The organism is Micromonospora sp. DH14 (assembly GCF_029809455.1).
GTDB classification, from domain to species: domain Bacteria; phylum Actinomycetota; class Actinomycetes; order Mycobacteriales; family Micromonosporaceae; genus Micromonospora; species Micromonospora parva.
The window spans coordinates 98347-121072 of record NZ_JARVKT010000019.1 but is presented as its reverse complement, the minus strand read 5'-3'; the positions used below and the strand labels follow the sequence as shown (position 1 = coordinate 121072).

Below are 22726 nucleotides of genomic sequence, written 5' to 3'. Positions count from 1 at the left end.
TTGCTCACGTGTTACTCACCCGTTCGCCGCTCGAGTACCCCGAAGGGCCTTTCCGCTCGACTTGCATGTGTTAAGCACGCCGCCAGCGTTCGTCCTGAGCCAGGATCAAACTCTCCAACAAAAAATTAGTTGAACAGCAATCCCGACAACAAACAAATTGTTGCCAAAGGAATCCCAACCAGCCAGCAAAAACTGACCAGTCCGGGGTATAAATCATCATTGGCACTGGCTTTACAAGCACCCTGTTGAGTTCTCAAAGAACAACCACACACCGACCAGAAGCCCCACCCAAGTGGAACCCCAACCGGGGCATTCCCTACTCCGCACCCCGGCGCTTTCAGCGCCAGGCACTTTTACTACGTTACCCGCTCGTTTCCACCCTGTCAAACCGATATTTCGCGGTTCGTCATGCTTCATCCGATAACGCGGGCACCATGTCGCGACCGGCTTACGCCGCCCTCGTCATGGATTCGGCAGGCCGGCCAGTCGCGATTTCCCGCGACCCGCCCGGTGCCCTGCCGGCTCGTAACCATACCCGGTCGGTTTCGCCGCGCCAAATCCGCCTCGCGGCGTTTCTGGTGGCACCTCCCGGTCGGGGTTCCGGTGGGCAAGCCCGCCCGACCCCCAGGCCGTTGGCCGGCGCTCCGGCCGTTTCAGGCTTTCGCCTGTTTCGTCCGTTCCGCGCTGGCAGAGAGAAAGTTACGCGTCCGGCGGGATGATCGTCAAATCCGCCGGACGCGTCCCCCGTCACATCGTCGACAGACGACTATTCACCCAGCTCAACGCCCGCGAACGAGCGCTTCCCCCGGCGCAGCACCAGGTATCGGCCATGCAGCAGATCGGCCGGGGAAACCCCGGCGTCCACAGCGGTCACCCGGTTGTTGTTGACGTAGGCGCCGCCCTCGGCGATCACCCGTCGGGCCTCCTTGAGGCCGTTCACCAGGCCGGAGTCCCGCAGCAGACCCGCCACATCCGGCAATTCGCCGGTGAGGCGTACGAGGCCCGCCTCGGTCAGGGCCGCGCGCAGGGTCTCCGGCGCCAGGTCGTCCAGTGAGCCACGGCCGAAGAGCGCCTGACTGGCGGCGATCGCCTGTCGGGTCTCGTCGGCGCCGTGCACCAGCGTGGTCAGCTCCTCGGCGAGCGCCCGCTGCGCCAGTCGGGCCGCCGGCCGTTCGGCGGTCGCCTTCGCCAGCTCCTCCAGCTCATCGCGGGAGCGGAAGCTGAAGTACCGCAGGTAGCGGTCGACCTCCTGGTCCTCCACGTTGAGCCAGAACTGGTAGAACGCGTACGGGCTGGTCATCGTCGGGTCGAGCCAGACCGCGCCGCCCTCGCTCTTGCCGAACTTCGTACCGTCGGCCTTGGTGACCAGCGGCGTGGTGAACGCCTGCACCGGCCCCACCCCTCGCCGGCGCACGTAGTCGACGCCGGCGGTGATGTTGCCCCACTGGTCGGAGCCGCCGAACTGGAGCTGACAGCCGTGCCGGCGGTGCAGCTCGTAGAAGTCGTTGGCCTGCAACAGCTGGTAGCTGAACTCGGTGAAGCTGATGCCGGTCTCCAGTCGGGCCCGCACCACCTCCCGCGCGAGCATCTTGTTCACCGGGAAGTGCTTGCCCACGTCGCGGAGGAACTCGACGATCGACATCTCGCCGGTCCAGTCCAGGTTGTTGACAAGCTGCGCCGCGTTGTCCCCGGTGTACGACACGAAGGGCGCGAGCTGCTCGCGGATCCGCTCGACCCAACCGGCGATCACCTCGGTCGGGTTGAGCGCCCGCTCGGCGCTCTCCTTCGGGTCGCCGATCTGCCCGGTGGCCCCGCCGACCAGCAGCAACGGGCGATGGCCGGCGAGTTGCAGCCGGCGGGCCATGAGGACCTGCATGAGGTTGCCGACGTGCAGGCTCGGCGCGGTGGGGTCGAAGCCCACGTAATAGGTGGCGGCACTCCCACCGTCGAGCAGCTCGCGCAGCTCGTCGAGGCCGGTCGAGTCCTGGATCACGCCACGCCAGAGCAGGTCATCGGTCAGGGAGGCCCGCCCGGGGGGCGGGAGGCTGCTGTCGGTCACGGTCACCGATTCTCCCCCATCGCCGGCACCGACCCGTACCGGGTTTGGCGCAACCCGCCCCGGCTAGGCTTGCGCCGCGTTGATCGAGGAGGGCTTTGCCATGGAGATTCCGGATCTGACGGGTGGCCTGGTCGCCCTGCTCGGCCTCACGTTCGAGGAGGCGAGCGCCGACCGGGTGGTCATCAGCTGGCAGGTCCGCCCGGAGTTGCACCAGCCGTTCGGCATCCAGCACGGCGGGGTGTACTGCGCCGTGGTGGAGTCCGCGGCCAGCGTCGGCGGTGCTCTCTGGCTGGCCGACCGGGGCACCGTGGTCGGGGTGTCGAACCAGACCGACTTCCTGCGGGCCGTCCGGGACGGCGAGCTGACCGCCGTCGGCACTCCGGTGCACCGGGGTCGCAGCCAGCAGCTCTGGCAGGTGGAGATCACCGACGCCGACCAGCGGCTGGTCGCCCGTGGTCAGGTCCGGCTGCAGAACCTCTCGCCCGCCTGAGCGCCCGGCCGCACCGGACGGATCAGCTGCGGGCCTCGTCCAGCACCGGCTGCGCGGCCTCGTCGGCGTCCGTGCCGGTGTCCTCGGGTACGCGGCTGAGCCGTACCTCGGTGATCGCCCGGTGGTCGATGCCGGCCACCATCAGCACCCAACCGTCCAGCGTGACGTCCTCCCCGGCGACGGTGGGGATGTGCCCGAGGCGGGCCAGCACCAGCCCGGCGACTGTGGTGTAGTCACCGGCCGGCCGCGACGGCAGCTCCACGCCGATGTCCGGAAGGTCGTGCACCGGGAAGGTGCCGGGCAGCAGCAACGCGCCGTCGGGGTCGCGGCGTACCGAGTAGCCGTCCCGGTCGGTCTCGTCGTAGATCTCGCCGACGATCTCCTCCAGGATGTCCTCCAGCGTCACGATGCCGTCGACGGCGCCGCGCTCGTCCACGACGAGCGCGATGTGCTGACGCTCGGCCTTGAACTGACGCAGCGCGTCCACCACCGGTAGCGAGTCCGGCAGCAGCATCGGCGGGCGGGCGATCTCGTCGACCGGTCGGTCGTCGGGCACGCCCACCAGGTCACGCAGGTGGATCACTCCGGCCGTGTCGTCCAGGCCGCCGTGGCGCACCACCGGCGCACGGGAGTGGCCGGTGGCGGCCAGCACGAGCCGCGCGGCCTCCGCGGTGGTCCCGCTGTCGAGCGTGAAGACCTGCAACCGGGGTACGAGGACAGCCCGCAACCGCCGGTCGGCGATCTCCACGGCGCCGGCGATGATGGTGCGCTGCTCCTTGGTGAAGCCGTGGTTGCCGGCGACGATGTCGCGCAGCTCGTCCGGGCCGATCTCCTCCGGCTCGTGTTTGGGGTTGAGCCCGACCAGGCGGACCACCACGTCGCTGGTGGCGCCGAGCGCCCAGACGGCCGGGCGGGTGAGGCTGGCGAGCAGGTCGAGCGGGCGGGCCACCAGCAGCGCCCAGCGCTCGGCGGCCTGCATGGCGATCCGCTTGGGAGCCAGCTCACCGAAGACCAGGGTGACGAAGGTCAGCGCGAGGGTGACGATCACGATCGCCACCGTCTCGGCGGCGCCGCCGAAAAACCCGAGCAGCGGCACGAGGGGCTTGGCCAGCGAGACCGCCGCGGCGGCGGAGGCCAGGAAACCGGCGAGGGTGATGCCGATCTGGATGGTGGCCAGGAAGCGGTTCGGGTCCTTGGCGAGGCGGGCCAGCACCCGCCCGCCCCGGCTGGTGCGTTCCAACCGTTGGATCTGGCTGTCCCGCAGTGACACCAACGCCATCTCGCTGCCGGCGAAGAGCGCGTTGATCACGACCAGGATTCCGACCAGGGCCAGTTGGCTCCCGTAGCTCTGCACGCCCGGTTCGCTCCCTCTCCGGTGGTGGCACCGGCCGATACGCACGGCACCCGCCGGTCGGCGAGCCCGCCCGGCGTAGGCGTTGTCTTTGCCCCGTCCGGTGCCGGCCGAATCCTGCCCCGCCGAGGCTGTGCCGAATCGGCGGTGACGCTACCGCGCAGGGGGCGTCGATGACGCCGGGAGATCGAGGACGTACGAGTCGCCCTCCGGGCGGAAGCCGAGCCGGTGGTAGTAGGGGGCGACCATCCGGGGCGGGCTGACCACCCGGTGGAAGCCGCGTTCGGTGAACAGGTGGCTGCGCCGGTAGACGAACTCGCCCGGGGTGAAGTCACGGAACTTCGGGGTCACGTAGTCCAGGTCGATCTGGGCGACGCCGGGCGCCTCGGCGTGCGACAGCACCACCCCGACCACCTCGTCGGCGGTGACCACGAGGAACGCCGAGCGCCCGGACGCGTCCGGATCCCAGCGGAAGCCGGGGTTGAACCGGGCGATGTCGGCGGCGTGCACCCGCAGCGTGTGCGCGAGGAACTGGTCACCGACGCCGACCTCCACCACCTGGTACGTCTTGTCGTCGTGCCGGGTGGCGAGCATCCCGCGCAGGTACCAGATGTTGATCGCCGCGAGCACGACGTTGAGCCCGACCATGGGCCAGACCTCGATCGCGGCGTTGTAGCCGATCAGCACGACGCAGCCGACGAGGTTGATCGCGCGCAGTCGCAGCACGCGCGACTGCAGCAGCGACCAGACCAGCACCGCGGAGCCGGCCCAGCCGACGAGATCCAACCAGTTCACGCCGCGAGACTAGTGCCCGCCCAGGTCAGGAGCGTCGGCGGGCAGCTCCAGCAGCCACTCCTCGACGTCTTCGCCGCGGCCGTTGGCGTACCCCGAGTCTTCACCGACCACCACGAACCCGCACTTGCGCAGCACCGCGAGCGAGGCGGCGTTGTCCTTGGCGGCGCGGGCGTGCACCGGCCGGGGCAGCTCGCGCAGCAGGGCGGCCAGGGCCGCCGTGGCGTGCCCCCGACCCCAGCGTGCCGGGTCGATCCAGTAGCTGACCTCGGTCTGGTCGTCGACCGGGAAGGCGCTCACGTAACCGACCACGTCGCCGTCGACCTCGACGGTGCGGACCAGGTTCGCCGGGTTGGTGAGCACCCGCGCCCAGTGCGCGGCGAACTCCCGGCGGTCGGACGGGTCCTTCGGGCCGAACGCGGCCATCCGGTTGGCCTCCGGGTCCTGCTGGTGCAGGAAGAACTCGACGAGGTCGTCCTCGCGGACCGGGCGCAGCCGCACATCGGAGGTCATCGGACGAGGGTACGCAGAGGCGGTGACAGTACGGGACCTCTGACCCGCCGGCCGTACCATCCGGCCCTGCCGACGGCCCTCGACACATTGGTACGAACAGATGGAGAGGCCCGTGCGGTAACGAAAGTGGAGGTCGGAGCCATGCCCAAGTACGTCTACGACTTCATCGAGGGTGACCGGGGCAGGGCCGACCTGCTGGGCGGCAAGGGCGCGAACCTGAGCGAGATGACCAGGCTGGGGTTGCCGGTGCCGCCGGGGTTCACCATCAGCACCGACGCCTGCCGGGCGTACCTGGCGACCGGCGCACCGCCGGACGGGCTCTTCGCCGAGGTCAATGCGCATCTTCGGGATGTGGAGGCGCGACTGGACCGGCGGCTCGGCGACCCGCGCGACCCGCTGCTGCTGGCGGTCCGTTCCGGTGGGCGGTACTCGATGCCGGGGATGATGGAGACGATCCTGGACATCGGGCTCAACGACAACACGGTCGGCGGGCTGGCGGCGCACAGCGGTGACGCCCGGTTCGCCTGGGACTCGTACCGGCGGTTGATCCAGATGTTCGGCCGAACGGTGCACGGGCTGCCGGCGGAGGAGTTCGAACGGGAGCTTGAGGCCCTGCGCGCGACGGCCGGTCCGGCCGGGCCCAACGCCGAGCAGTTGCACGACCTTGTGGAGACGTACAAGAAGATCTTCGCCGCGCGGGTGGGGCACGAGTTTCCGCAGGCCCCGCACGAGCAGCTCTACCTGGCCATCCGGTCGGTGTTCGAGTCGTGGAACTCCCAGCGGGCGCGGTTGTACCGCCACCAGGAGCACATCCCGGACGGCCTGGGCACGGCGGTCAACGTCATGGCGATGGTCTTCGGCAACCTCGGCCCGGACTCCGGCACCGGTGTGGCGTTCACCCGTGACCCGGCCAGCGGCGCACCCGGCGTCTACGGCGACTATCTCGCCAACGCCCAGGGGGAGGACGTGGTGGCCGGCATCCGCAACACGGTCGGTCTGCCCGAGCTGGCGCGCACCGACCCGGTGAGTTACCGCCGGCTGACCGAGATCATGGCGACGCTGGAGCGGCACTACCGGGACCTGTGCGACATCGAGTTCACCATCGAGCGAGGTCAGCTCTGGATGCTGCAGAACCGCGTCGGCAAGCGGACCGCCGCAGCCGCGTTCGTGATCGCCGCGCAGCTGGTCGACGAGGGGCTGATCACGCTGGACGAGGCGCTGCACCGGGTCAGCGGTGCCCAGTTGGCCCAGCTGATGTTCCCCGCGTTCGACCTGGCCGGTGCGCCGCGGCCGCTGGCCGTCGGCCTCGGTGCCTCCCCCGGCGCCGCGGTGGGGCGCGTCGTCTTCGACTCGGCAGCCGCCGAGGCGGCGGACGGACCGGTGATCCTGGTCCGCCGGGAGACCAACCCGGACGACCTGCCCGGCATGATCGCCGCGGCGGGAGTGCTCACCTCGCGCGGCGGCAAGACCTCACACGCCGCCGTGGTGGCTCGGGGTATGGGGCGTACCTGCGTCTGCGGGGCGGACGCGCTGCGCATCGACGCCGAGCGCGGCGAGTTCACCGTCGGCGACCGGGTCGTCCGGGCCGGTGAGGTGGTCTCGATCGACGGGAGCACCGGAAAGGTCTACCTTGGCGAGTTGCCGGTGCAGCCCTCGCCGGTCGCCCGCTACCTCGCGGGTGAACTGGCACCAGAGGCCGACCCGCTGGTCGTGGCGGTGCACCGGCTGCTCGAACACGCCGACGCGGTGCGCCGGCTGGGCGTGCGGGCCAACGCGGACACCGGGGCGGACGCCCGGCGGGCACGGCGCCTCGGTGCCACCGGAATCGGGCTGTGCCGCACCGAGCACATGTTTCTCGGGGCCCGTCGGGAGCTGGTGGAGCGGCTGATCCTGGCCGAGGGCCCGGACGAGGTGACCGCGGTGCTGGACGCGTTGCTGCCGTTGCAGCGGGCCGACTTCGTGGAGATCCTGACCGCGATGGACGGACTACCGGTGACGATCCGCCTCATCGACCCGCCACTGCACGAGTTCCTGCCGCCGCTGCACGAGCTGACCGCGCGGGTGGCCCGCGCCGAGGCACTCGGCGAGGATCCCGGCCGCGACGGCCGGCTGCTGGTCGCCGTACGCCGGATGCACGAGGCCAACCCGATGCTCGGGCTGCGCGGTGTGCGGCTCGGGCTGGTGATCCCGGGACTGTTCGCGATGCAGGTCCGGGCGATCGCCGAGGCCGCGGCGCAGCGGATCGGCGACGGCGGCGACCCGCGCCCGGAGATCATGGTGCCGTTGGTCGGCGACGTGCGGGAACTCCGCGCGGTGAGCGCCGAGATCGAGCCGGTCCTCGCCGCGGTGCCCGACGCGCCGGAGATCCCCCTCGGCACGATGATCGAGGTGCCGAGAGCGGCGCTGACCGCCGGGGAGATCGCCGGAGCGGCGCACTTCTTCTCCTTCGGCACCAACGACCTGACCCAGACCGCGTGGGCGTTCTCCCGCGACGACGTGGAGGGCTCGTTCTTCGACGCCTACCTGGAACGGGGAATCCTCGAGCTGTCTCCGTTCGAGCGCATCGACCCCGTCGGCGTGGGCCGCCTGGTCCGGCTGGCCGTCTCGGAGGGGCGGGCGGCCCAACCGAACCTCACCATCGGGGTCTGCGGCGAGCACGGCGGCGACCCCGACTCGATCGCGTTCTTCGCCGACGCCGGCGTGGACTACGTCTCCTGCTCGCCGTACCGGGTGCCGATCGCCCGGTTGGCCGCCGGACAGGCCGCTGTCCGCGCCACCACCGCTACGTCCGACTCCCGTTAGGAGGCAGCGCCATGACCGCAATCCTCAACCCGACCGGCGCGGCACCACTGCGCCCACCCGCACCCCGGCGGGTGTCCGAACCGCCGACCGCGCCGGTCACCGGAGCGCCGGTGGGCCCGGTGCTGGAACTGCCGGGCGTACCGGCGAGCGCGCTGGTGCCGGTGGTCCGCGACGGCCGGGCGGTCGGCGCGTACGTCCTCTCCGGCGGTCAGGTCCGCTACCGGCCGGTGACCGACCCGGACCGGTTGCTCGCGGCGGCGACCGGGGCCTTCGCGGTCGCGGTGCTCACCGCCGCCGTCGCCGTGGTCGGCCGCCGCAAGCCGCCGGCGATCGGCGCGGTGACGATGGGGCCGGGCGGCTGGGTCAGCCTGCGGGGTGTCCGCGCGCCGGCGCTGCGCCCGGCGACGCCGCGCCCGTGGTGGGCGCGGGCGCTGCGGGCGCACCGACTGGTCGTCGAACGCTGAGCGTGGACCGCCGGGGTCGAATCGTGACCCCGGCGGTCGACGCTCAATCGCTGACGGCCACGACCGCCAGCACGGCGGCGACCAGGGAACTCGCCACCGACAGCAGCCGACGCCACGGCACCCGCGCGTCGAGCACCGGCAGGGCACGCCACCGGTTCGCCGGTGCCGGTGTAGAGGACCGCGCCCGGCGCGTGGGACGGCAGACGTTGCTTCAGGCCGTCGAGCGCCCAGAAGGTGCCCTCGGGGGCGGGCGGCGTGGGTGCGAAACCCGTGACTTTGGTCCCGGCCGGTCGCGGTCTCGTGCCCCTGCCCCGCCCCGGCACCGCAGCCCAGGCTGGTTGTGGAAGCGGAGAAACAAGCCAGGAGGTCCCCGATGCGCGCAACCGTCGTCACCGCGTTCGACCGTCCACTGGAGATGTTCGACCTGCCCGTGCCGGAGCCCGGACCCGGCGAGCTGCTGGTCCGGATCGAGGCGAGCGGGCTGTGCCACACCGACATCCACGCCGCTCGCGGGGACTGGCCGGTCCGACCGAACCCGCCGTTCGTGCCCGGCCACGAGGGCGTCGGCATAGTGGAACGGGTCGGCCCCGGCGTCACCGAACACGCCGTCGGCGACCGGGTGGCCCTGCCCTGGCTCGGCTGGGCCTGTGGCACCTGCTCCTACTGCGTGACCGGCTGGGAGACCCTCTGCGAGTCGCAGCGCAACACCGGCTACAGCATCGACGGGGCGCACGCGGAGTACGCGGTCGCCGCCGCCCGCTACGCGGTGCGGGTGCCCGAGGGGGTGGATCCGTTCGAGGCGGCACCGTTGACCTGCGCCGGGGTGACCACCTACAAGGCCGTGAAGGTGGCCGGGGTGCGCCCCGGCGACCGGGTGGCGATCTTCGGTATCGGCGGCCTCGGCCACCTCGCGCAGCAGTACGCGCAGCTCTTCGGCGGTGAGACGATCGCCGTCGACGTCACGGCCGAGAAGCTCGCCCTGGCCACCGCGCTCGGCGCCACACACACCGTGAACGCCGGCCAGGTCGACCCGGTCGACGCGATCACCCGCCTCGGTGGGGCCGACGTGGCGATCGTCCTCGCCGCGAACCCGACCGTGATCGAGCAGGCGCACCGGTGCCTGCGTCGCGGCGGGCGGCTCGTGCTGGTGTCCCTGCCCAAGGAGAACACCATCAACCTGGCGGTCTTCGAGACGGTGCTCAAGGGGATCACGGTGGTCGGCTCGATCGTCGGCACCCGCGCCGACCTGGCCGAGGTCTTCCGGCTGCACGCCGCCGGTCGCACCCGGGTCGCCTACGAGACCCGCAAGCTCGACGAGATCAACACGGCGATCGAGGACGTCCTCGCCGGCCGGGTCACCGCCCGTCTGGTCCTGCAGCCATGACCACCGTCCGACCGTCACCCCCGAGCGCCCGCGCGAAAGCAGCCGTCGTCGACACCGCACCCCGCGCGCCCTGGCGTGGTTTCACCCACGGCAGGTGGCAGGACACCGTCTACGTCGCCGACTTCATCCGCGCCAACCACGAGCCGTACACCGGCGACGGCAGCTTCCTCACCGGGCCGACCTGCCGCACCCTGGAGGTCTGGGGCGCGCTGGCCGCGCTCTTCGTCGAGGAGCGCCGACGGGGGGTCTTCGACATCGACACCACCACCCCGTCGACGATCACCGCGCACACCCCGGGCTGGATCGACCGGGACCGGGAACTCATCGTCGGCCTGCAGACCGACGCGCCCCTACGCCGGGCCATCATGCCGAACGGCGGACTGCGGATGGTGGAGACCGCACTGCGGGCGTACGGGTACCAGCCCGACCCGTCCGTGCACCGGATCTTCACCAGCTACCGCAAGACGCACAACGACGCGGTCTTCGACGCGTACCCGGCCGACGTGCTGGCCGCGCGGCGCTCGCACGTCATCACCGGGCTGCCGGACGCGTACGGGCGCGGAAGGATCATCGGCGACTACCGCCGGGTGGCGTTGTACGGCGTGGACCAGCTGATCGCCGAACGCCGGACGATCCGGGCGGCCCTCGACGACCGGCCGTCGACCGACGACGTCATCCGCGACCGGGAGGAGGTGGCCGAGCAGATCCGCGCCCTGGACGAGCTGAGGCGGATGGCCGCGAGTTACGACTACGACATCTCCGGGCCGGCCACGACCGGCCGGGAGGCCATCCAGTGGTTGTACTTCGCGTATCTCGCCGCCACCAAGGAACAGAACGGCGCGGCGATGTCGCTCGGGCGCACCGCCACCTTCCTCGACGTCTACCTGCGGCGGGACCTCGCCGAGGGGCGGCTGACCGAGATGGACGCCCAGGAGCTGATCGACGACTTCGTGATCAAGCTGCGGATCATCCGGTTCCTACGGACCCCTGAGTACGACGCACTCTTCTCCGGCGACCCCACCTGGGTCACCGAGGCACTCGGCGGAATGGGCGCGGACGGACGGCCGCTGGTCACCCGCACCAGCTTCCGCTACCTGCAGACCCTCTACAACCTGGGCCCGGCCCCGGAGCCCAACCTGACCGTCCTCTGGTCGCCTCGGCTGCCCGCCGGGTTCAAGCGCTTCTGCGCGCAGGTGTCGTTGGACACCAGTGCCATCCAGTACGAGAACGACGAGCTGATCCGCCCGGCGTACGACGACGACACCGCCATCGCCTGCTGCGTGTCGGCCCTGCGCGTCGGCCGGGACATGCAGTTCTTCGGGGCGCGGGCGAACCTGGCCAAGGCGCTGCTCTACGCGATCAACGGCGGTCGGGACGAGCTGACCGGCGAACAGGTCGCCCCGCCCACAGCAGCGCTGGACGGCGAGTTCCTCGACTACGACACCGTGCTGGCCGCGTACGACCGGACGCTGAACTGGCTCGCCGAGACGTACGTCGACGCCCTGAACGTGATCCACCACCAGCACGACCGGTACGCGTACGAGCGGTTGGAGATGGCGTTGCACGACCATCCGGCGCACCGGTTCATGGCCACCGGCATCGCCGGGCTGTCGGTGGCGGTGGACAGCCTCGCCGCGATCCGCTACGGCCGGGTGAGGGTGCTGCGCGACGCCACCGGCCTCGCGGTCGACTACGTCGTCGAGGGCGAACCCCCGACGTACGGCAACAACGACGACCGGGTCGACTCCATCGCGGTGTGGCTGACCGGGGCGTTCGCGGCGAAGCTGCGCCGGCAGCGCACCTACCGCGACGCCGAGCTGACCATGTCGGTGCTCACCATCACCTCGAACGTGGTGTACGGCAAGCACACCGGCAACACCCCGGACGGCCGGCGGGCCGGCGAACCGTTCGCGCCGGGCGCGAACCCGATGAACGGACGCGACACCCACGGCCTGGTCGCGGCGGCGCTGTCGGTGGCGAAGCTGCCGTACGACGCCGCCCGCGACGGGATCTCGCTGACCGGAACGGTCACCCCCGACGGGTTGGGACGTACCCGCCAGGAGCGCATCGACAACCTGGCCGGGGTGCTCGACGGGTACACCGACGCCGGTGGGTTCCACCTCAACGTCAACGTCCTGGACCGGGCCACCCTCGTCGACGCGATGGCGCACCCGGAGCGCTACCCGCAGTTGACCGTGCGGGTCTCCGGGTACGCGGTGAACTTCGTCCGGCTCACACCCGAGCAGCAGCGCGACGTGGTGTCGCGTACCTTCCACGGGTCGCTGTGACCACCCGGCCGGTGCCGCCGCCCGGGTGCCGGCCCGGGCGGACCGACGTGCCGACCGTCGGGAGCGTGCACTCCTGGGACATCTCCGTGGGGGTGGACGGGCCGGGGGTCCGCTTCGTGGCGTTCCTCGCCGGCTGTCCACTGCGCTGCCGCTACTGCCACAGCCCGGACACCTGGTACCGGCGCGCCGGCCGCGCCCACACCGTGGACGAGCTGATGGCGGAGATCGAGCGGTACCGGCGGTTCATCAGCATCGCCGGCGGCGGGGTGACCCTCAGCGGCGGCGAGCCGCTGCTGCAACCCCGGTTCACCGGCGACGTGCTGCGTCGCTGCCACGACCTCGGTCTGCACACCGCGCTGGACACGTCGGGGTTCCTCGGGGCACGCGCCGACGACGCCCTGCTGGACGCCACCGATCTCGTGCTGCTGGACGTCAAGTCGTGGGACCCCGCGACGTACCGAATGGTCACCCGGACCGGGTCGGTCGCGCCGACGGTGCGCTTCGGGCGTCGGCTGGCCGAGCGGGGCACACCCATCTGGATCCGGTTCGTGCTGGTGCCCGGCCTGACCGACGCGGTGGAGAACGTCGCGGGAGTCGCGGCCTTCGCCGCCGGGCTGGCCACCGTGCAGCGCATCGAGGTGTTGCCGTTCCATCGGCTCGGCGTGCACAAGTACGCCGAGCTGGGTCTGACCTTCCCCCTGGCCGCCACCGAGCCGCCCGACCCCGAGCTGCTGGCCCGGGTGCGCGGGCAGTTCGCCGAACGAGGGCTGGCCGTCTACTGAGGCGGCCTGCCAGACCCCACCCGGCCCCTCCCGGGTACGCGGTGCGAGGGCCGTTGGTCCCGGGCCGCACGGGCGCAACGCCTCTGCCCGGCGCGATCGCACGGTCCGATGGTGGGACGGGACGGCGTGCCGACGACGCGCCGCGAGACGGGGAGGTCACTGGTGACGACGATCAGCGGACGGGACGGGATCCTGGTGGACCCCGTGGACCTGGACGTGTCGGTGGGGCTCGACGCGGCCGAGGCAGCCGCCCGTCTGCGCGCCACCGGCCCCAACACCGTTGCTGCGCCACCGCGCCAACCGGTGACCGCACGGGTCCTGCACCAGCTCACCGACCCGCTGGTGGCGTTGCTGCTCGCGGCGGCGGCCGTCACCGCGGCGCTCGGCGACTACCCGGACACCGCGGTGATCTTCCTGGTCGTCCTGGTGAACACCGTGATCGGCGTGGTGCAGGAGGTACGCGCCGACCGCGCCATCGCCGCGCTGGACCAACTCGCCGCGCCCACCGCGCGGGTGGTCCGCGGCGGCCGGGAACTGGTGGTGCCCGCCGCCGAGATCGTGCGCGGTGACCTGGTCCGGGTCGAGGCGGGCGACGTCGTCCCGGCCGACCTGTCACTGATCGAGGCGAGCCGGCTGCACCTGGACGAGTCCGCACTGACCGGCGAGTCGGTGACGGTCGGACGTGTCGCTGGTGAGGAGGCGCTGGCCGGGACGGTCGTCACCATCGGCCGGGCGACCGGCACCGTGCTGCGCACGGGAGCGGCGAGCGCCCTCGGTCGGATCAGCGCCCTGGTCGCGGGCACCCGGTCGACCGGCACTCCGCTGCAACGCCGACTCTCCGCCCTGGGTCGGGTGCTCGGCCTGGTCGCGGTGGCGGTGTCCGGGCTGGTCTTCGCCATCGGGGTGGTCGGCGGCCGGCCTGTTGTCGACATGGCGATCACAGCGGTGAGCCTGGTGGTCGCCGCGGTGCCCGAGTCGCTCCCGGCGGTGGTGACACTGGCCCTGGCTCTGGGCGCGCGTCGGATGGCTGCCGCGCACGCCATCCCCCGTCAACTGCACGCGGTCGAGACTCTCGGCTCGGTCACGGTGATCGCTTCCGACAAGACCGGCACCCTCACCGAGGGGCGGATGGCGGTGCAGCAGGCGGTCACCGGCGACGGCGCCCGGTACGGGGTCACCGGCAGCGGGTATGCCCCGACCGGCACGGTGCACCGGGACGGGCAGGCGGTGGCCGTACCGGACGGGCTGCGCCAACTGGCGCGGGCCGGGCTGCTGTGCAACGACGCCGCGCTGTCGCCGCCGGACGACGAGCGAGCCGAGTGGGGTGCGGTGGGTGACCCGCTCGAAGCGGCGCTCGTCGCCTTCGCCGCCCGCTGTGGCCTCGACCCGCAGGCCACCCGCACGGCCTGGCCCCGGGTCGCCGAGCACCCCTTCGACCAGGCGCAACGCCGGATGGTCACCGTGCACCGCTCCTGCGACCAGCGCTACCTGGTGGTCTGCAAGGGCGCCCCGGAGAGTGTCCTCGGCGCACCGCTGCTCGACGCCACCGACGAGGAGATCGCCGAACTGACCAGCACCGCCCACCGCTTGGCCACCGAAGGGTTGCGGGTGCTCGCCGTCGCCGCCGCCCTGACGGAGGCCTTGCCCGACGCCGCCTCCCCCACCGGGTTGCGGCCGGTGGGACTGGTCGCCGTGGGCGACCCGCTGCGCGAGGGCGCCCCGCGCGTCGCGGACAGCTTCGACACCGCCGGGGTACGGCTGCTGCTGATCACCGGAGACCACCCGGCCACGGCCACCGCGATCGGTGGTCGTCTCGGCCTATGGCGCGCCGGCGACCCCCTCGCCAACGGCGACGACGACGAGGCGGCGCACCCGGACACCCGGATCTTCGCCCGGACCCAGCCGGAGCAGAAGCTCGACATCATCGCCGGTCTGCAGGCCCGCGGCGAGGTGGTGGCGATGACCGGCGACGGGGTCAACGACGCGCCAGCGCTGCGCCGCGCCGACATCGGGGTGGCCATGGGAGGCGGCACCGAGGTCGCCCGGCAGGCGGCCGACCTGGTGCTCGTCGACGACGACCTGAGCACAGTGGCCAACGCGATCGGCGAGGGTCGGCGCATCTACGACAACATCCGCAGGTTCCTGCGGTACGCCCTCTCCGGCGGGGTGGCGGAGATCCTGGTGATGCTGATCGGTCCGCTGTTCGGTCTGCCCGTACCGCTGCTGCCCGCCCAGATCCTCTGGATCAACCTGCTGACCCACGGGGTCCCCGGGGTGGCACTCGGCGCGGAGCCGGCCGAGCCGGGGACGCTGCGCCGAGCACCTCGCTCACCGCAGGAATCGGTGCTCGGCGCCGGGCTCGGTCGCGACGTCCTGCTCACCGGCGCGCTGATCGCCGCCGTCGTGCTCGGCGCCGGGGTGTTCGCCGCCCACCGGGAGTTGCCCTGGCAGTCGGTGGTCTTCGTGGTGCTCGGGCTCGCCCAACTCGGTGTGGCGCTGGCCGTCCGGGCACCCTGGCCGGCGGGCACCCGAAGCGGGAACCCCGGTCTGCTCGTCGCGGTCGCGGTGTCGGCGCTGCTGCAGGTCGGTGGGGTGCTGCTCGCTCCGCTGCGGGACCTGCTCGGCACCGAGGCGCTGACGCCGAGCGTGCTGCTGGCCTGCGCGGCGGTCAGCGTACTGCCGGGGCTGGTGCTGCGGCTGACCCGATCGTCGGCCACCCACGCCGACCGGGGCGATGACGGGACCAACGGCCCCCGCCCCCTTACCGCCCGCCCCTGATCGTCGGGCCGGCGCGCGACGAGGATGAAGACGGACGGAACGAAGGAGGACGTGATGACCAGCAGATCCGGTGCCCCCGTGGTGGTGGCCGTGGACGGTTCGACATCCGCGCTGGAGGCGGTGCGGGTCGCCGCCCGGGAAGCCGGGACGCGAGGCCGCCCGCTGCGGGTGGTGCACGCGTTCATCTGGCCGCTCTACGACGTGTCGCTCGCGCCGGCGCCGGGCGCTCCCCCGCACGCCGGGCTTCGCCAACAGGCCGAGCAGGTGGTCGCCGAGGCGGTGACCGAGGCCGGCAAGGTCACGCCGGACGTCGCCGTCACCGGCGCGGTGGTCGACGGCGCGGCCACGCCGGTGCTCCTGGCCGAGGCCCGGGACGCGGCGCTGCTGGTGCTCGGAAGCCGGGGCCTGGGCGGCTTCGGCGGACTGCTGATGGGTTCGGTCGCGGTGCAGGTCTGCGCCCACGCCGACTGCCCGGTGCTCGTCGTGAAGGGTGAGGCCCGTGCCGACGGGCCGGTCCTGGTCGGGGTGGACGGCTCGCCCCGGTCCGACCAGGCGCTGGGTTTCGCCTTCGACGAGGCCTCGTTGCGGGGCACCGAGCTGCTCGCCGTGCACGCCTGGGTCATGCCGGTCCCGCCGAGCGACCTCCTGCCGGTGGCGTACGACGTGGAAGCGCTCGCCGCCGAGGAGGAGCGGGTGCTCGCCGAGGCCCTCGCCGGCTGGTGCGAGCGGTACCCGGACGTGCCGGTGCGGCGCCGAGTCACGTACGGCGGGCCGGCGAAGGTCCTCGTCGAGGAGTCGGCCGCCGCGCAGCTCACCGTGGTCGGGGCGCGCGGTCGGGGCGCGCTGGCCGGCATGCTGCTCGGCTCGGTGAGCCACGCGGTGCTGCATCACGCGCACAGCCCGGTGGTGGTCGTCCGGCGTCGCCACGAGGGTCGGCAGAGCTGACACCGCACGGCCCGGGCGGCGCGCACCGGCCTCCGACGCCGGCTCCGGGTGCTCCGACGCGGGCGGAGGCGGTCGGTCGGCCCGGGCCGGCGCGTTCGACGGCGCGGCGGCCGGGGCAACGCCGACAATGACCTGACCGACCCAGGGAGTGCCGATGAACCGACCTGTCGTGGTGGGTGTGGACGGATCGCCGTCCAGCCTCGTCGCCGCCGAGCACGCGGCCCGGGCCGCGCAGCTCCGGTCCCGGCCGCTGCTGCTGGTGCACGGTTACCTGCATCCGTTCGGCTACGGCGTGCCGCTCAACCCGTACGAGATCGGCGTGCCGGCGCCCTCCGAGGAGGCGCAGAAGATGCTGGAGCGCACGGCGGCCGAGCTGGGCGAGCGGTGGCCCGGCCTCCCCGTCGAGGCGCGTCAGGTCGCCGGGGGCCCGGGCGCCACCCTGATCGAGGAGTCCCGCCGGGCGGCGCTGGTCGTGGTGGGCAGCCGTGGCCGGGGCGGCTTCGCCGGGCTGCTCCTCGGTTCGGTCGGCACGCAGGTGGCCACGCACGCGCACTGCCCGGTGCTGGTGGTCCGCCCGGACGAGCAGCCGATCCCGGTGGACGATCCGGTGCTGGTCGGCGTCGACGGGTCCGAGTCGTCAGGCCTCGCCGTGAGCGTCGGCGCCGACGAGGCGGCGCTGCGGGACGTGCCGCTGGTGCTGGTGCACGTCGGTGCGGCGGACGGCGGCCGGACGGTGCCGGAGGAGATCGAGGAGTCGCAGGCCGCGCACCAGGCCGAGGCGGTGCGGCTGCTGGCCGACGCCTCCGCCGTGGTGCGCGCCCGGCATCCCGACCTGGTGGTGCGGGAGCATCCGGTCTGGGCGGCCGGCGCGGCCCAGGGGCTCATCGAGGCCAGCGGCGCGGCGGCGCTGCTGGTCGTGGGCACCCGGGGCCGGGCCGGGTTCGCCGGTCTGCTGCTCGGGTCGGTGAGTCAGGCGGCGATCCAGCACGCGCACTGCCCGGTGCTGGTCGCCCACCCGGTCAGCTGACCGTCGGGCCGTCGCCCCGGCCGAGCATCTGCAGGAAATCGGTGGTGAGGGCGAACGGGTCGGCCGGCCCGGTGGCCGGTGGCCGGCGCTCGATCTGGTCGGCCAACTCCCCGGCGGCGCGCCGGATCCGTGCGCGCAGCGCGCCGTCGGCGGTGCCGTCGGACCAGTCCTCCGGGGCGGCGAAGACCGCCGTCGGGACCACCACCGACCGGAGGTAGGCGAACATCGGGCGGACGGCGTGCTCCAGAGCGAGGGAGTGTCGGGCGGTGCCGCCGGTGGCGCCGATCAGCACCGGCCGGTCGATCAGCGACTCGGCATCCAGCACGTCGAAGAAGGACTTGAACAGCCCGTTGTACGACGCGCTGAAGATCGGGGTGACGGCGATGATCCCGTCCGCCCCGGTCACCGCGTCGATGACCTCGCGCAGCGCCGCGGGCGCGAACCCGGTGAGCATGTTGTTCACCACGTCGTGGGCGTACTCGCGCAGGTCGACGACGTGCAGCTGCACCTCGGAGCCGCGCCGGACCAACTCGTCGCGGGTGGCCGCGGCGAGCTGGTCGGCGAGCAGCCGGGTCGACGAGGGCTGACTCAGCCCCGCCGAGATGACGGCCAGGCTGCGGCGGGTCATCGGGTCGCCCCCTCCGGTGCCTTGCCGGTCACGTCGTCGACGGCGTGCACGGTGCTGTCCTTGGCGCCGCCGGCGGCGGCGACCAGCGAGGCGTGCGTCGGCGCGGCCGGCACGTGCGCCGGACGCAGCGCGTCGAACTCCTTGCGCAGCACCGGCACGACCTCCTCGCCGAGCAGGTCGAGCTGCTCCAGCACGGTCTTCAGCGGCAGACCCGCGTGGTCCATCAGGAACAGCTGCCGCTGGTAGTCACCGACGTACTCGCGGAAGCCGAGGGTGCGGTCGATGACCTGCTGCGGGCTGCCCACTGTCAGCGGGGTCTCCCGGGTGAACTCCTCCAGCGACGGCCCGTGCCCGTAGACCGGGGCGTTGTCGAAGTAGGGCCGGAACTCCCGCACCGCGTCCTGCGAGTTGCGGCGCATGAACACCTGCCCGCCGAGGCCGACGATCGCCTGGTCGGCGGAGCCGTGGCCGTAGTGCGCGAACCGCTGGCGGTAGAGCCCGATCATCCGCTGGGTGTGCTCCTTGGGCCAGAAGATGTGGTTGGCGAAGAAGCCGTCACCGTAGTAGGCGGCCTGCTCGGCGATCTCCGGGCTGCGGATCGAGCCGTGCCAGACGAAAGGGGGCACGCCGTCGAGCGGGCGCGGCGTCGAGGTGAACGACTGCAACGGGGTGCGGTACTTGCCCTTCCAGTCGACCACGTCCTCGCGCCACAGCCGGTGCAGCAGGTCGTAGTTCTCGATGGCCAGCGGGATGCCGGCGCGGATGTCCTTGCCGAACCACGGGTAGACCGGGCCGGTGTTGCCGCGGCCCATCATGAGGTCCACCCGGCCACCGGACAGGTGCTGGAGCATCGCGTAGTCCTCGGCGATCTTCACCGGGTCGTTGGTGGTGATCAGCGTGGTGGCGGTGGACAGCAGCAGGCGTTCGGTACGCGCCGCGATGTAGCCGAGCATGGTGGTCGGCGACGACGGCACGAACGGCGGGTTGTGGTGCTCGCCGGTGGCGAAGACGTCCAGGCCGACCTCCTCGGCCTTCAACGCGATCGCGACCATCGCCTTGATCCGCTCATGCTCGGTCGGCTCCCGACCGGTGGTCGGATCGACCGTGACGTCACCGACGGTGAAGATTCCGAACTGCATGACCAGCTCCTCGCGTGTCAACCGGGTGCCGTCGTGGTACCCGGACGCAGGCCACAACTTATTTGACGACGCAACTATTCCGTCGGCGGGACGCCCCGCAGTGGCGCCGGTCACTCGCCGCAACCCGACATCCAGGTCGACACCGCCCGTCGGTGCCGGCGCGGTCAGCCGCCCGCGACCGAGGGCAACACCTGCACCTCCGCGCCGTCGCTGACCGGGGTGGCCAGACCGCCGGAGTGCCGGCAGTCCTCCCCGTCGACGAAGACGTTGACGTAGCGGCGCAGCTCGCCACGCTCGTCGCGGATGCGCCGAGCCAGCCGGGGGTGCGCGACGGCCATTTCGTCGAGAACCGCGCGCAGCGTCCCGGCGGCGGTGACACTCAGCCGACTCGCACCCCCGGCCTCGCCGCGCAGCGGGCCGGGCAGCAGCACGGTGACCACGCTCAGACCTCCGCGGCGCGAACGCAGAGCACGTCGGGCAGGTGCGCCGCGACCGCCGACCAGGAGTCACCCTCGTCGCGGCTGGCGAAGACCGAACCGGAGCGGGTGCCGAAGTAGACCCCGCCGGGGCTGGCGTCATCGGCGCACATCGCGTCGCGCAGCACCGCCGGATAGAACGGCCCCTCGGGCAGCCCGACCGACAGCGGCTCCCACTTGCCGCCGGCGTCGGCGGAGCGGAACACCCGACAGCGGTGATCGGTCGGGAACCGCTCCCCGTCGGCCACCAGCGGGAAGGTCCACACCGTGCCGGCGCGCCCCGGGTGGGCCACCATCGGGAAGCCGAAGTCGCTGGGCAGCCCGTCGGCGATCGAGGACCAGGTGCGGCCGTCGTCGTCGGAGCGGTAGACGCCGTGGTGGTTCTGCGCGTACAGCCGCTCGGGGTTGCCGGCGTCCCGCGCGACCTTGTGCACGCACTGGCCGAACTCCGGCCACTCGTCGGGCATGAAGTAGGCGCGGATGCCGGTGTTACCCGGCGTCCAGCTCGCCCCGGCGTCCTCCGAGCGGTAGACCCCACCGGTGGACATGGCGACCAGCAGCCGAGCACTGTCACGCGGGTGGGGCAGCACGGTGTGCACGGCCTGACCGCCGAACCCGGCCTCCCACTGTGGACGGTGCGGATGGTCCCAGAGGGAACGGACCAGCTCGAAGCTGCGGCCACCGTCGGTCGACCTGAACAACGCCGAGGGCTCGGTGCCGGCCCAGACCACGTCCGGCTCGTCGGGGCCGGCCGGCGTCAACTGCCAGACCCGCCCGAGGGAGACGCCCGTGTCGGCCGGGAACGCGACCGGCGCCTGGTCGGGCTCGTCCCAGGAAGCACCGAGGTCGTCGCTGGTGGCGACACTCGGGCCGAAGTGTGAGCTGGTCATGCCGGCGAGCAGCCGCGGGGTGGAACGGCGGGTGTCGATAGCCACCGCGTAGACACCGGTCATCGGAAAGTGTGGACCGGTGATCTCCCAACTGCGCCGGTCGTCAGTGCTGGTGGCGAGAAACAACCCCTTCGCCGTGCCGATCGCGAGCAGCGTTGCCATGGCGTCCTCCGTACCGTCGGTGAGCAGGTCCGGTGATTATGGCCACACCCACTGACACACTCCGCCGCTCACACGCCGCCACGCGCGCTCAGCGCCGGACGCGGGGCACGTGCCGGCGGTACGCGCTGACCGTGGGATCGCCGTCCAGCCAGAACCGCCAGGGCAGGTCGTGCGCGCCGGTCACGCCCACCCGGGGGCCCGCCGCCACCGCCTCCTGCGGCACCGGCCGGGCCGGCGGCCGCAGCCGGACCGGGCCGTCGCCGAGCAGGTACGCGCCGTACGCCTCGCGGTCGATGCCCAGCGCGGAGCAGAGCCGCGCGGGCCCCCGGGCCAGGTCCACGTCCCGCCGGATGGCCGGCCGGCGCTCCCGTGCGGTGGCCAGCCCGTCGACGACCTCACCGGCGCGCAGCAGCACGGCGGTGGCCGTCCCCTCGACCCCGGTGACCACGTTGACGCACCAGTGCATCCCGTAGGTGAAGTAGACGTAGGCGTACCCGGCGGGGCCGAACATCACGGCGTTGCGGGGGGTGCGGCCCCGGTGGGCGTGCGAGGCGGGATCGCCGCCGGTTCCCGCGTACGCCTCGACCTCGGTGATCCGGACGGTGACCCCGCCGGCGTGCAGCCGGCAGCCCAGCAGCCCGCGCGCCGCCGGCAGCAGGGGACCGGCGAGCAGGTCAGCCAGGGCCGCCAGGTCGGGGTCGCTGGTGCGGTCACCGGAGGACAGGGACATGCACTCGACGGTACCCATCCCGCCGAGCGGCGATCCGCACCCGGGGGGCGGCCCGTGAGCGGACCCGCGACGAGATTTGAACATTCTGTTGACAACTGGGCGTTGAGGGTGTGTGCTCGGAGTATGACGACGGACGATCCGTTCACCGCGCCCCACCCGGCCCGCGCCCGCGCCCACCGCACCCACGAGGCGTTGCAGCGGATCAGCGAGCGGCACGCCGGCACCGACGCCCAGCGGGGCCGCTGGGCCCACCCGTACGTGCTGGACCCGTGGGAGGCGGTCGCCCTGGTCACCGCGCTGGCCGCCGGCGGGGCCGAACGCGAACCGGCGGAGGAGCCGGTCGACGCCGCCGACCTGACCGCCGCGCTGACCCTGCTGCCCCACGTCCGCGCCGAGCTGGACGCCCTGGAAGCCGGCTTGTTGACGCTGGCCCGCGACCGGGGGCTGACCTGGCAGGCGATCGCGTACGGGTTGGGGTTGGGCAGCGCGCAGGCGGCCCGACAGCGCTACGAACGGGTCGCCGCCCGCTCGTCCGAGCAGACCGCCGGATCCGGCGCGTCCTGAGCAGGCACCCGGATCGGCACGTCGCGCCCACGACAGCGGTCAGGCGGGCACACTGTGCGCACGACGAGGAGGCACCCATGGAGCGCGCGGACATGCTGGCGTACTGCCTGGCCAAGCCGGGAGCATGGTTGGACCAGCCGTGGGAGGGCGACGAGGTGGTGAAGGTCGGCAGCCGGATCTTCGCGTTCCTCGGCAGCGCCGAGGGCAAACCGACGGTCGGCGTCAAGTGCGGGCCGACCCGGGAGGTCGCCGACGAGTGGCTGCACCGACACCCCGGCGACGCCAGCGTGATGGCCTACATCGGCCGGTCCGGGTGGAACACGCTGCGCCTGGACGGCGGGATCGGCGACGAGGAGCTGACCGAGGCGGTCGACTCGTCGTACGACATGGTGGTGGCGAAGCTCCCCAAGCGGGAGCGCCCGACGGCCTGAACAGCCGTGGCGCCGGCGGCCGACGCCGACG

At 72.5% G+C, this 22726-nt stretch carries 20 protein-coding genes and 1 rRNA gene; 11 read left to right on the top strand and 10 right to left on the bottom strand.

Going from position 1 to position 22726, the window contains the following annotated elements; genetic code table 11:
• A 16S ribosomal RNA gene (locus QCZ28_RS23160) occupies positions 1–121 on the bottom strand; the annotation flags it as partial.
• 645 nt (positions 122–766) lie between these two features.
• Positions 767–2059: a tyrosine--tRNA ligase gene (gene tyrS / locus QCZ28_RS23155; protein ID WP_279518611.1), complete on the bottom strand. Its 1293-nt coding sequence runs from the start codon at positions 2057–2059 to the stop codon at positions 767–769.
• A 100-nt stretch (positions 2060–2159) separates the two neighbouring features.
• On the opposite strand from tyrS, the gene QCZ28_RS23150 reads away from it, so the two are divergent.
• Positions 2160–2549, top strand: a complete 390-nt coding sequence (locus QCZ28_RS23150; RefSeq protein ID WP_279518607.1) for a PaaI family thioesterase — start codon at positions 2160–2162, stop codon at positions 2547–2549.
• Between the two features lie 22 nt (positions 2550–2571).
• Here QCZ28_RS23150 and QCZ28_RS23145 read toward each other — a convergent pair whose 3' ends face one another.
• From QCZ28_RS23145 to QCZ28_RS23135, 3 genes are all read right to left on the bottom strand, one after another.
• The gene (locus QCZ28_RS23145) at positions 2572–3903 is read right to left on the bottom strand and encodes a hemolysin family protein (RefSeq protein WP_279518606.1); all 1332 of its coding nucleotides are present in this window, start codon (positions 3901–3903) and stop codon (positions 2572–2574) included.
• Positions 3904–4053: 150 nt separating this feature from the next.
• Positions 4054–4695 (bottom strand): hypothetical protein, encoded by a 642-nt coding sequence (locus QCZ28_RS23140; protein WP_279518605.1) that lies wholly within the window; start codon positions 4693–4695, stop codon positions 4054–4056.
• A 9-nt stretch (positions 4696–4704) separates the two neighbouring features.
• Positions 4705–5205, bottom strand: a complete 501-nt coding sequence (locus QCZ28_RS23135) for a GNAT family N-acetyltransferase (protein WP_279518604.1) — start codon at positions 5203–5205, stop codon at positions 4705–4707.
• A gap of 141 nt (positions 5206–5346) precedes the next feature.
• Here QCZ28_RS23135 and ppdK point away from each other — a divergent pair, with 141 nt between their 5' ends.
• The 8 genes from ppdK to QCZ28_RS23095 all read left to right on the top strand — a co-directional run bounded on the left by ppdK (position 5347) and on the right by QCZ28_RS23095 (position 17675).
• On the top strand, positions 5347–8007 hold the full coding sequence (gene ppdK / locus QCZ28_RS23130; RefSeq protein WP_279518603.1) for a pyruvate, phosphate dikinase: 2661 nt from the start codon (positions 5347–5349) through the stop codon (positions 8005–8007).
• A gap of 11 nt (positions 8008–8018) precedes the next feature.
• On the top strand, positions 8019–8471 hold the full coding sequence (locus QCZ28_RS23125) for a hypothetical protein (RefSeq protein WP_279518602.1): 453 nt from the start codon (positions 8019–8021) through the stop codon (positions 8469–8471).
• A gap of 373 nt (positions 8472–8844) precedes the next feature.
• Positions 8845–9855, top strand: a complete 1011-nt coding sequence (gene adhP / locus QCZ28_RS23120) for an alcohol dehydrogenase AdhP (protein WP_279518601.1) — start codon at positions 8845–8847, stop codon at positions 9853–9855.
• On the top strand, positions 9852–12143 hold the full coding sequence (gene pflB, locus QCZ28_RS23115) for a formate C-acetyltransferase (RefSeq protein ID WP_279518600.1): 2292 nt from the start codon (positions 9852–9854) through the stop codon (positions 12141–12143). The genes adhP and pflB overlap by 4 nt, the downstream gene beginning before the upstream one ends.
• Before the next feature lie 47 nt (positions 12144–12190).
• The gene (pflA, locus tag QCZ28_RS23110; protein WP_279518599.1) at positions 12191–12925 is read left to right on the top strand and encodes a pyruvate formate-lyase-activating protein; all 735 of its coding nucleotides are present in this window, start codon (positions 12191–12193) and stop codon (positions 12923–12925) included.
• 162 nt (positions 12926–13087) lie between these two features.
• Positions 13088–15703: a cation-transporting P-type ATPase gene (locus tag QCZ28_RS23105; protein WP_279518598.1), complete on the top strand. Its 2616-nt coding sequence runs from the start codon at positions 13088–13090 to the stop codon at positions 15701–15703.
• Positions 15704–15757: 54 nt separating this feature from the next.
• Positions 15758–16648 (top strand): universal stress protein, encoded by an 891-nt coding sequence (locus tag QCZ28_RS23100; protein ID WP_279518597.1) that lies wholly within the window; start codon positions 15758–15760, stop codon positions 16646–16648.
• A 148-nt stretch (positions 16649–16796) separates the two neighbouring features.
• Complete coding sequence (locus tag QCZ28_RS23095; protein WP_279518596.1) at positions 16797–17675, top strand: universal stress protein; 879 nt, start codon at positions 16797–16799, stop codon at positions 17673–17675.
• Here QCZ28_RS23095 and QCZ28_RS23090 read toward each other — a convergent pair.
• From QCZ28_RS23090 to QCZ28_RS23070, 5 genes are all read right to left on the bottom strand, one after another.
• Positions 17668–18303, bottom strand: coding sequence for an FMN reductase (locus QCZ28_RS23090; RefSeq protein ID WP_279518595.1), 636 nt, complete (start codon positions 18301–18303; stop codon positions 17668–17670). The genes QCZ28_RS23095 and QCZ28_RS23090 overlap by 8 nt on opposite strands.
• Positions 18300–19442: an LLM class flavin-dependent oxidoreductase gene (locus tag QCZ28_RS23085; RefSeq protein WP_030335748.1), complete on the bottom strand. Its 1143-nt coding sequence runs from the start codon at positions 19440–19442 to the stop codon at positions 18300–18302. The genes QCZ28_RS23090 and QCZ28_RS23085 overlap by 4 nt, the downstream gene beginning before the upstream one ends.
• A 164-nt stretch (positions 19443–19606) precedes the next feature.
• On the bottom strand, positions 19607–19882 hold the full coding sequence (locus QCZ28_RS23080; RefSeq protein ID WP_030335746.1) for a ubiquitin-like small modifier protein 1: 276 nt from the start codon (positions 19880–19882) through the stop codon (positions 19607–19609).
• Between the two features lie 2 nt (positions 19883–19884).
• Positions 19885–20970 carry an exo-alpha-sialidase gene (locus tag QCZ28_RS23075; protein WP_279518594.1) on the bottom strand — a complete coding sequence of 362 codons (1086 nt, stop codon included), beginning with the start codon at positions 20968–20970 and terminating at the stop codon, positions 19885–19887.
• A gap of 88 nt (positions 20971–21058) precedes the next feature.
• Complete coding sequence (locus QCZ28_RS23070) at positions 21059–21700, bottom strand: DNA-3-methyladenine glycosylase (protein WP_279518593.1); 642 nt, start codon at positions 21698–21700, stop codon at positions 21059–21061.
• Positions 21701–21823: 123 nt separating this feature from the next.
• On the opposite strand from QCZ28_RS23070, the gene QCZ28_RS23065 reads away from it, so the two are divergent.
• Entirely contained in the window at positions 21824–22264 is a 441-nt protein-coding gene (locus QCZ28_RS23065) for a DNA-binding protein (protein ID WP_279518592.1), read from the top strand.
• 77 nt (positions 22265–22341) lie between these two features.
• Positions 22342–22695, top strand: coding sequence for an MmcQ/YjbR family DNA-binding protein (locus QCZ28_RS23060; protein ID WP_279518591.1), 354 nt, complete (start codon positions 22342–22344; stop codon positions 22693–22695).
• Positions 22696–22726: the final 31 nt, after the last annotated feature.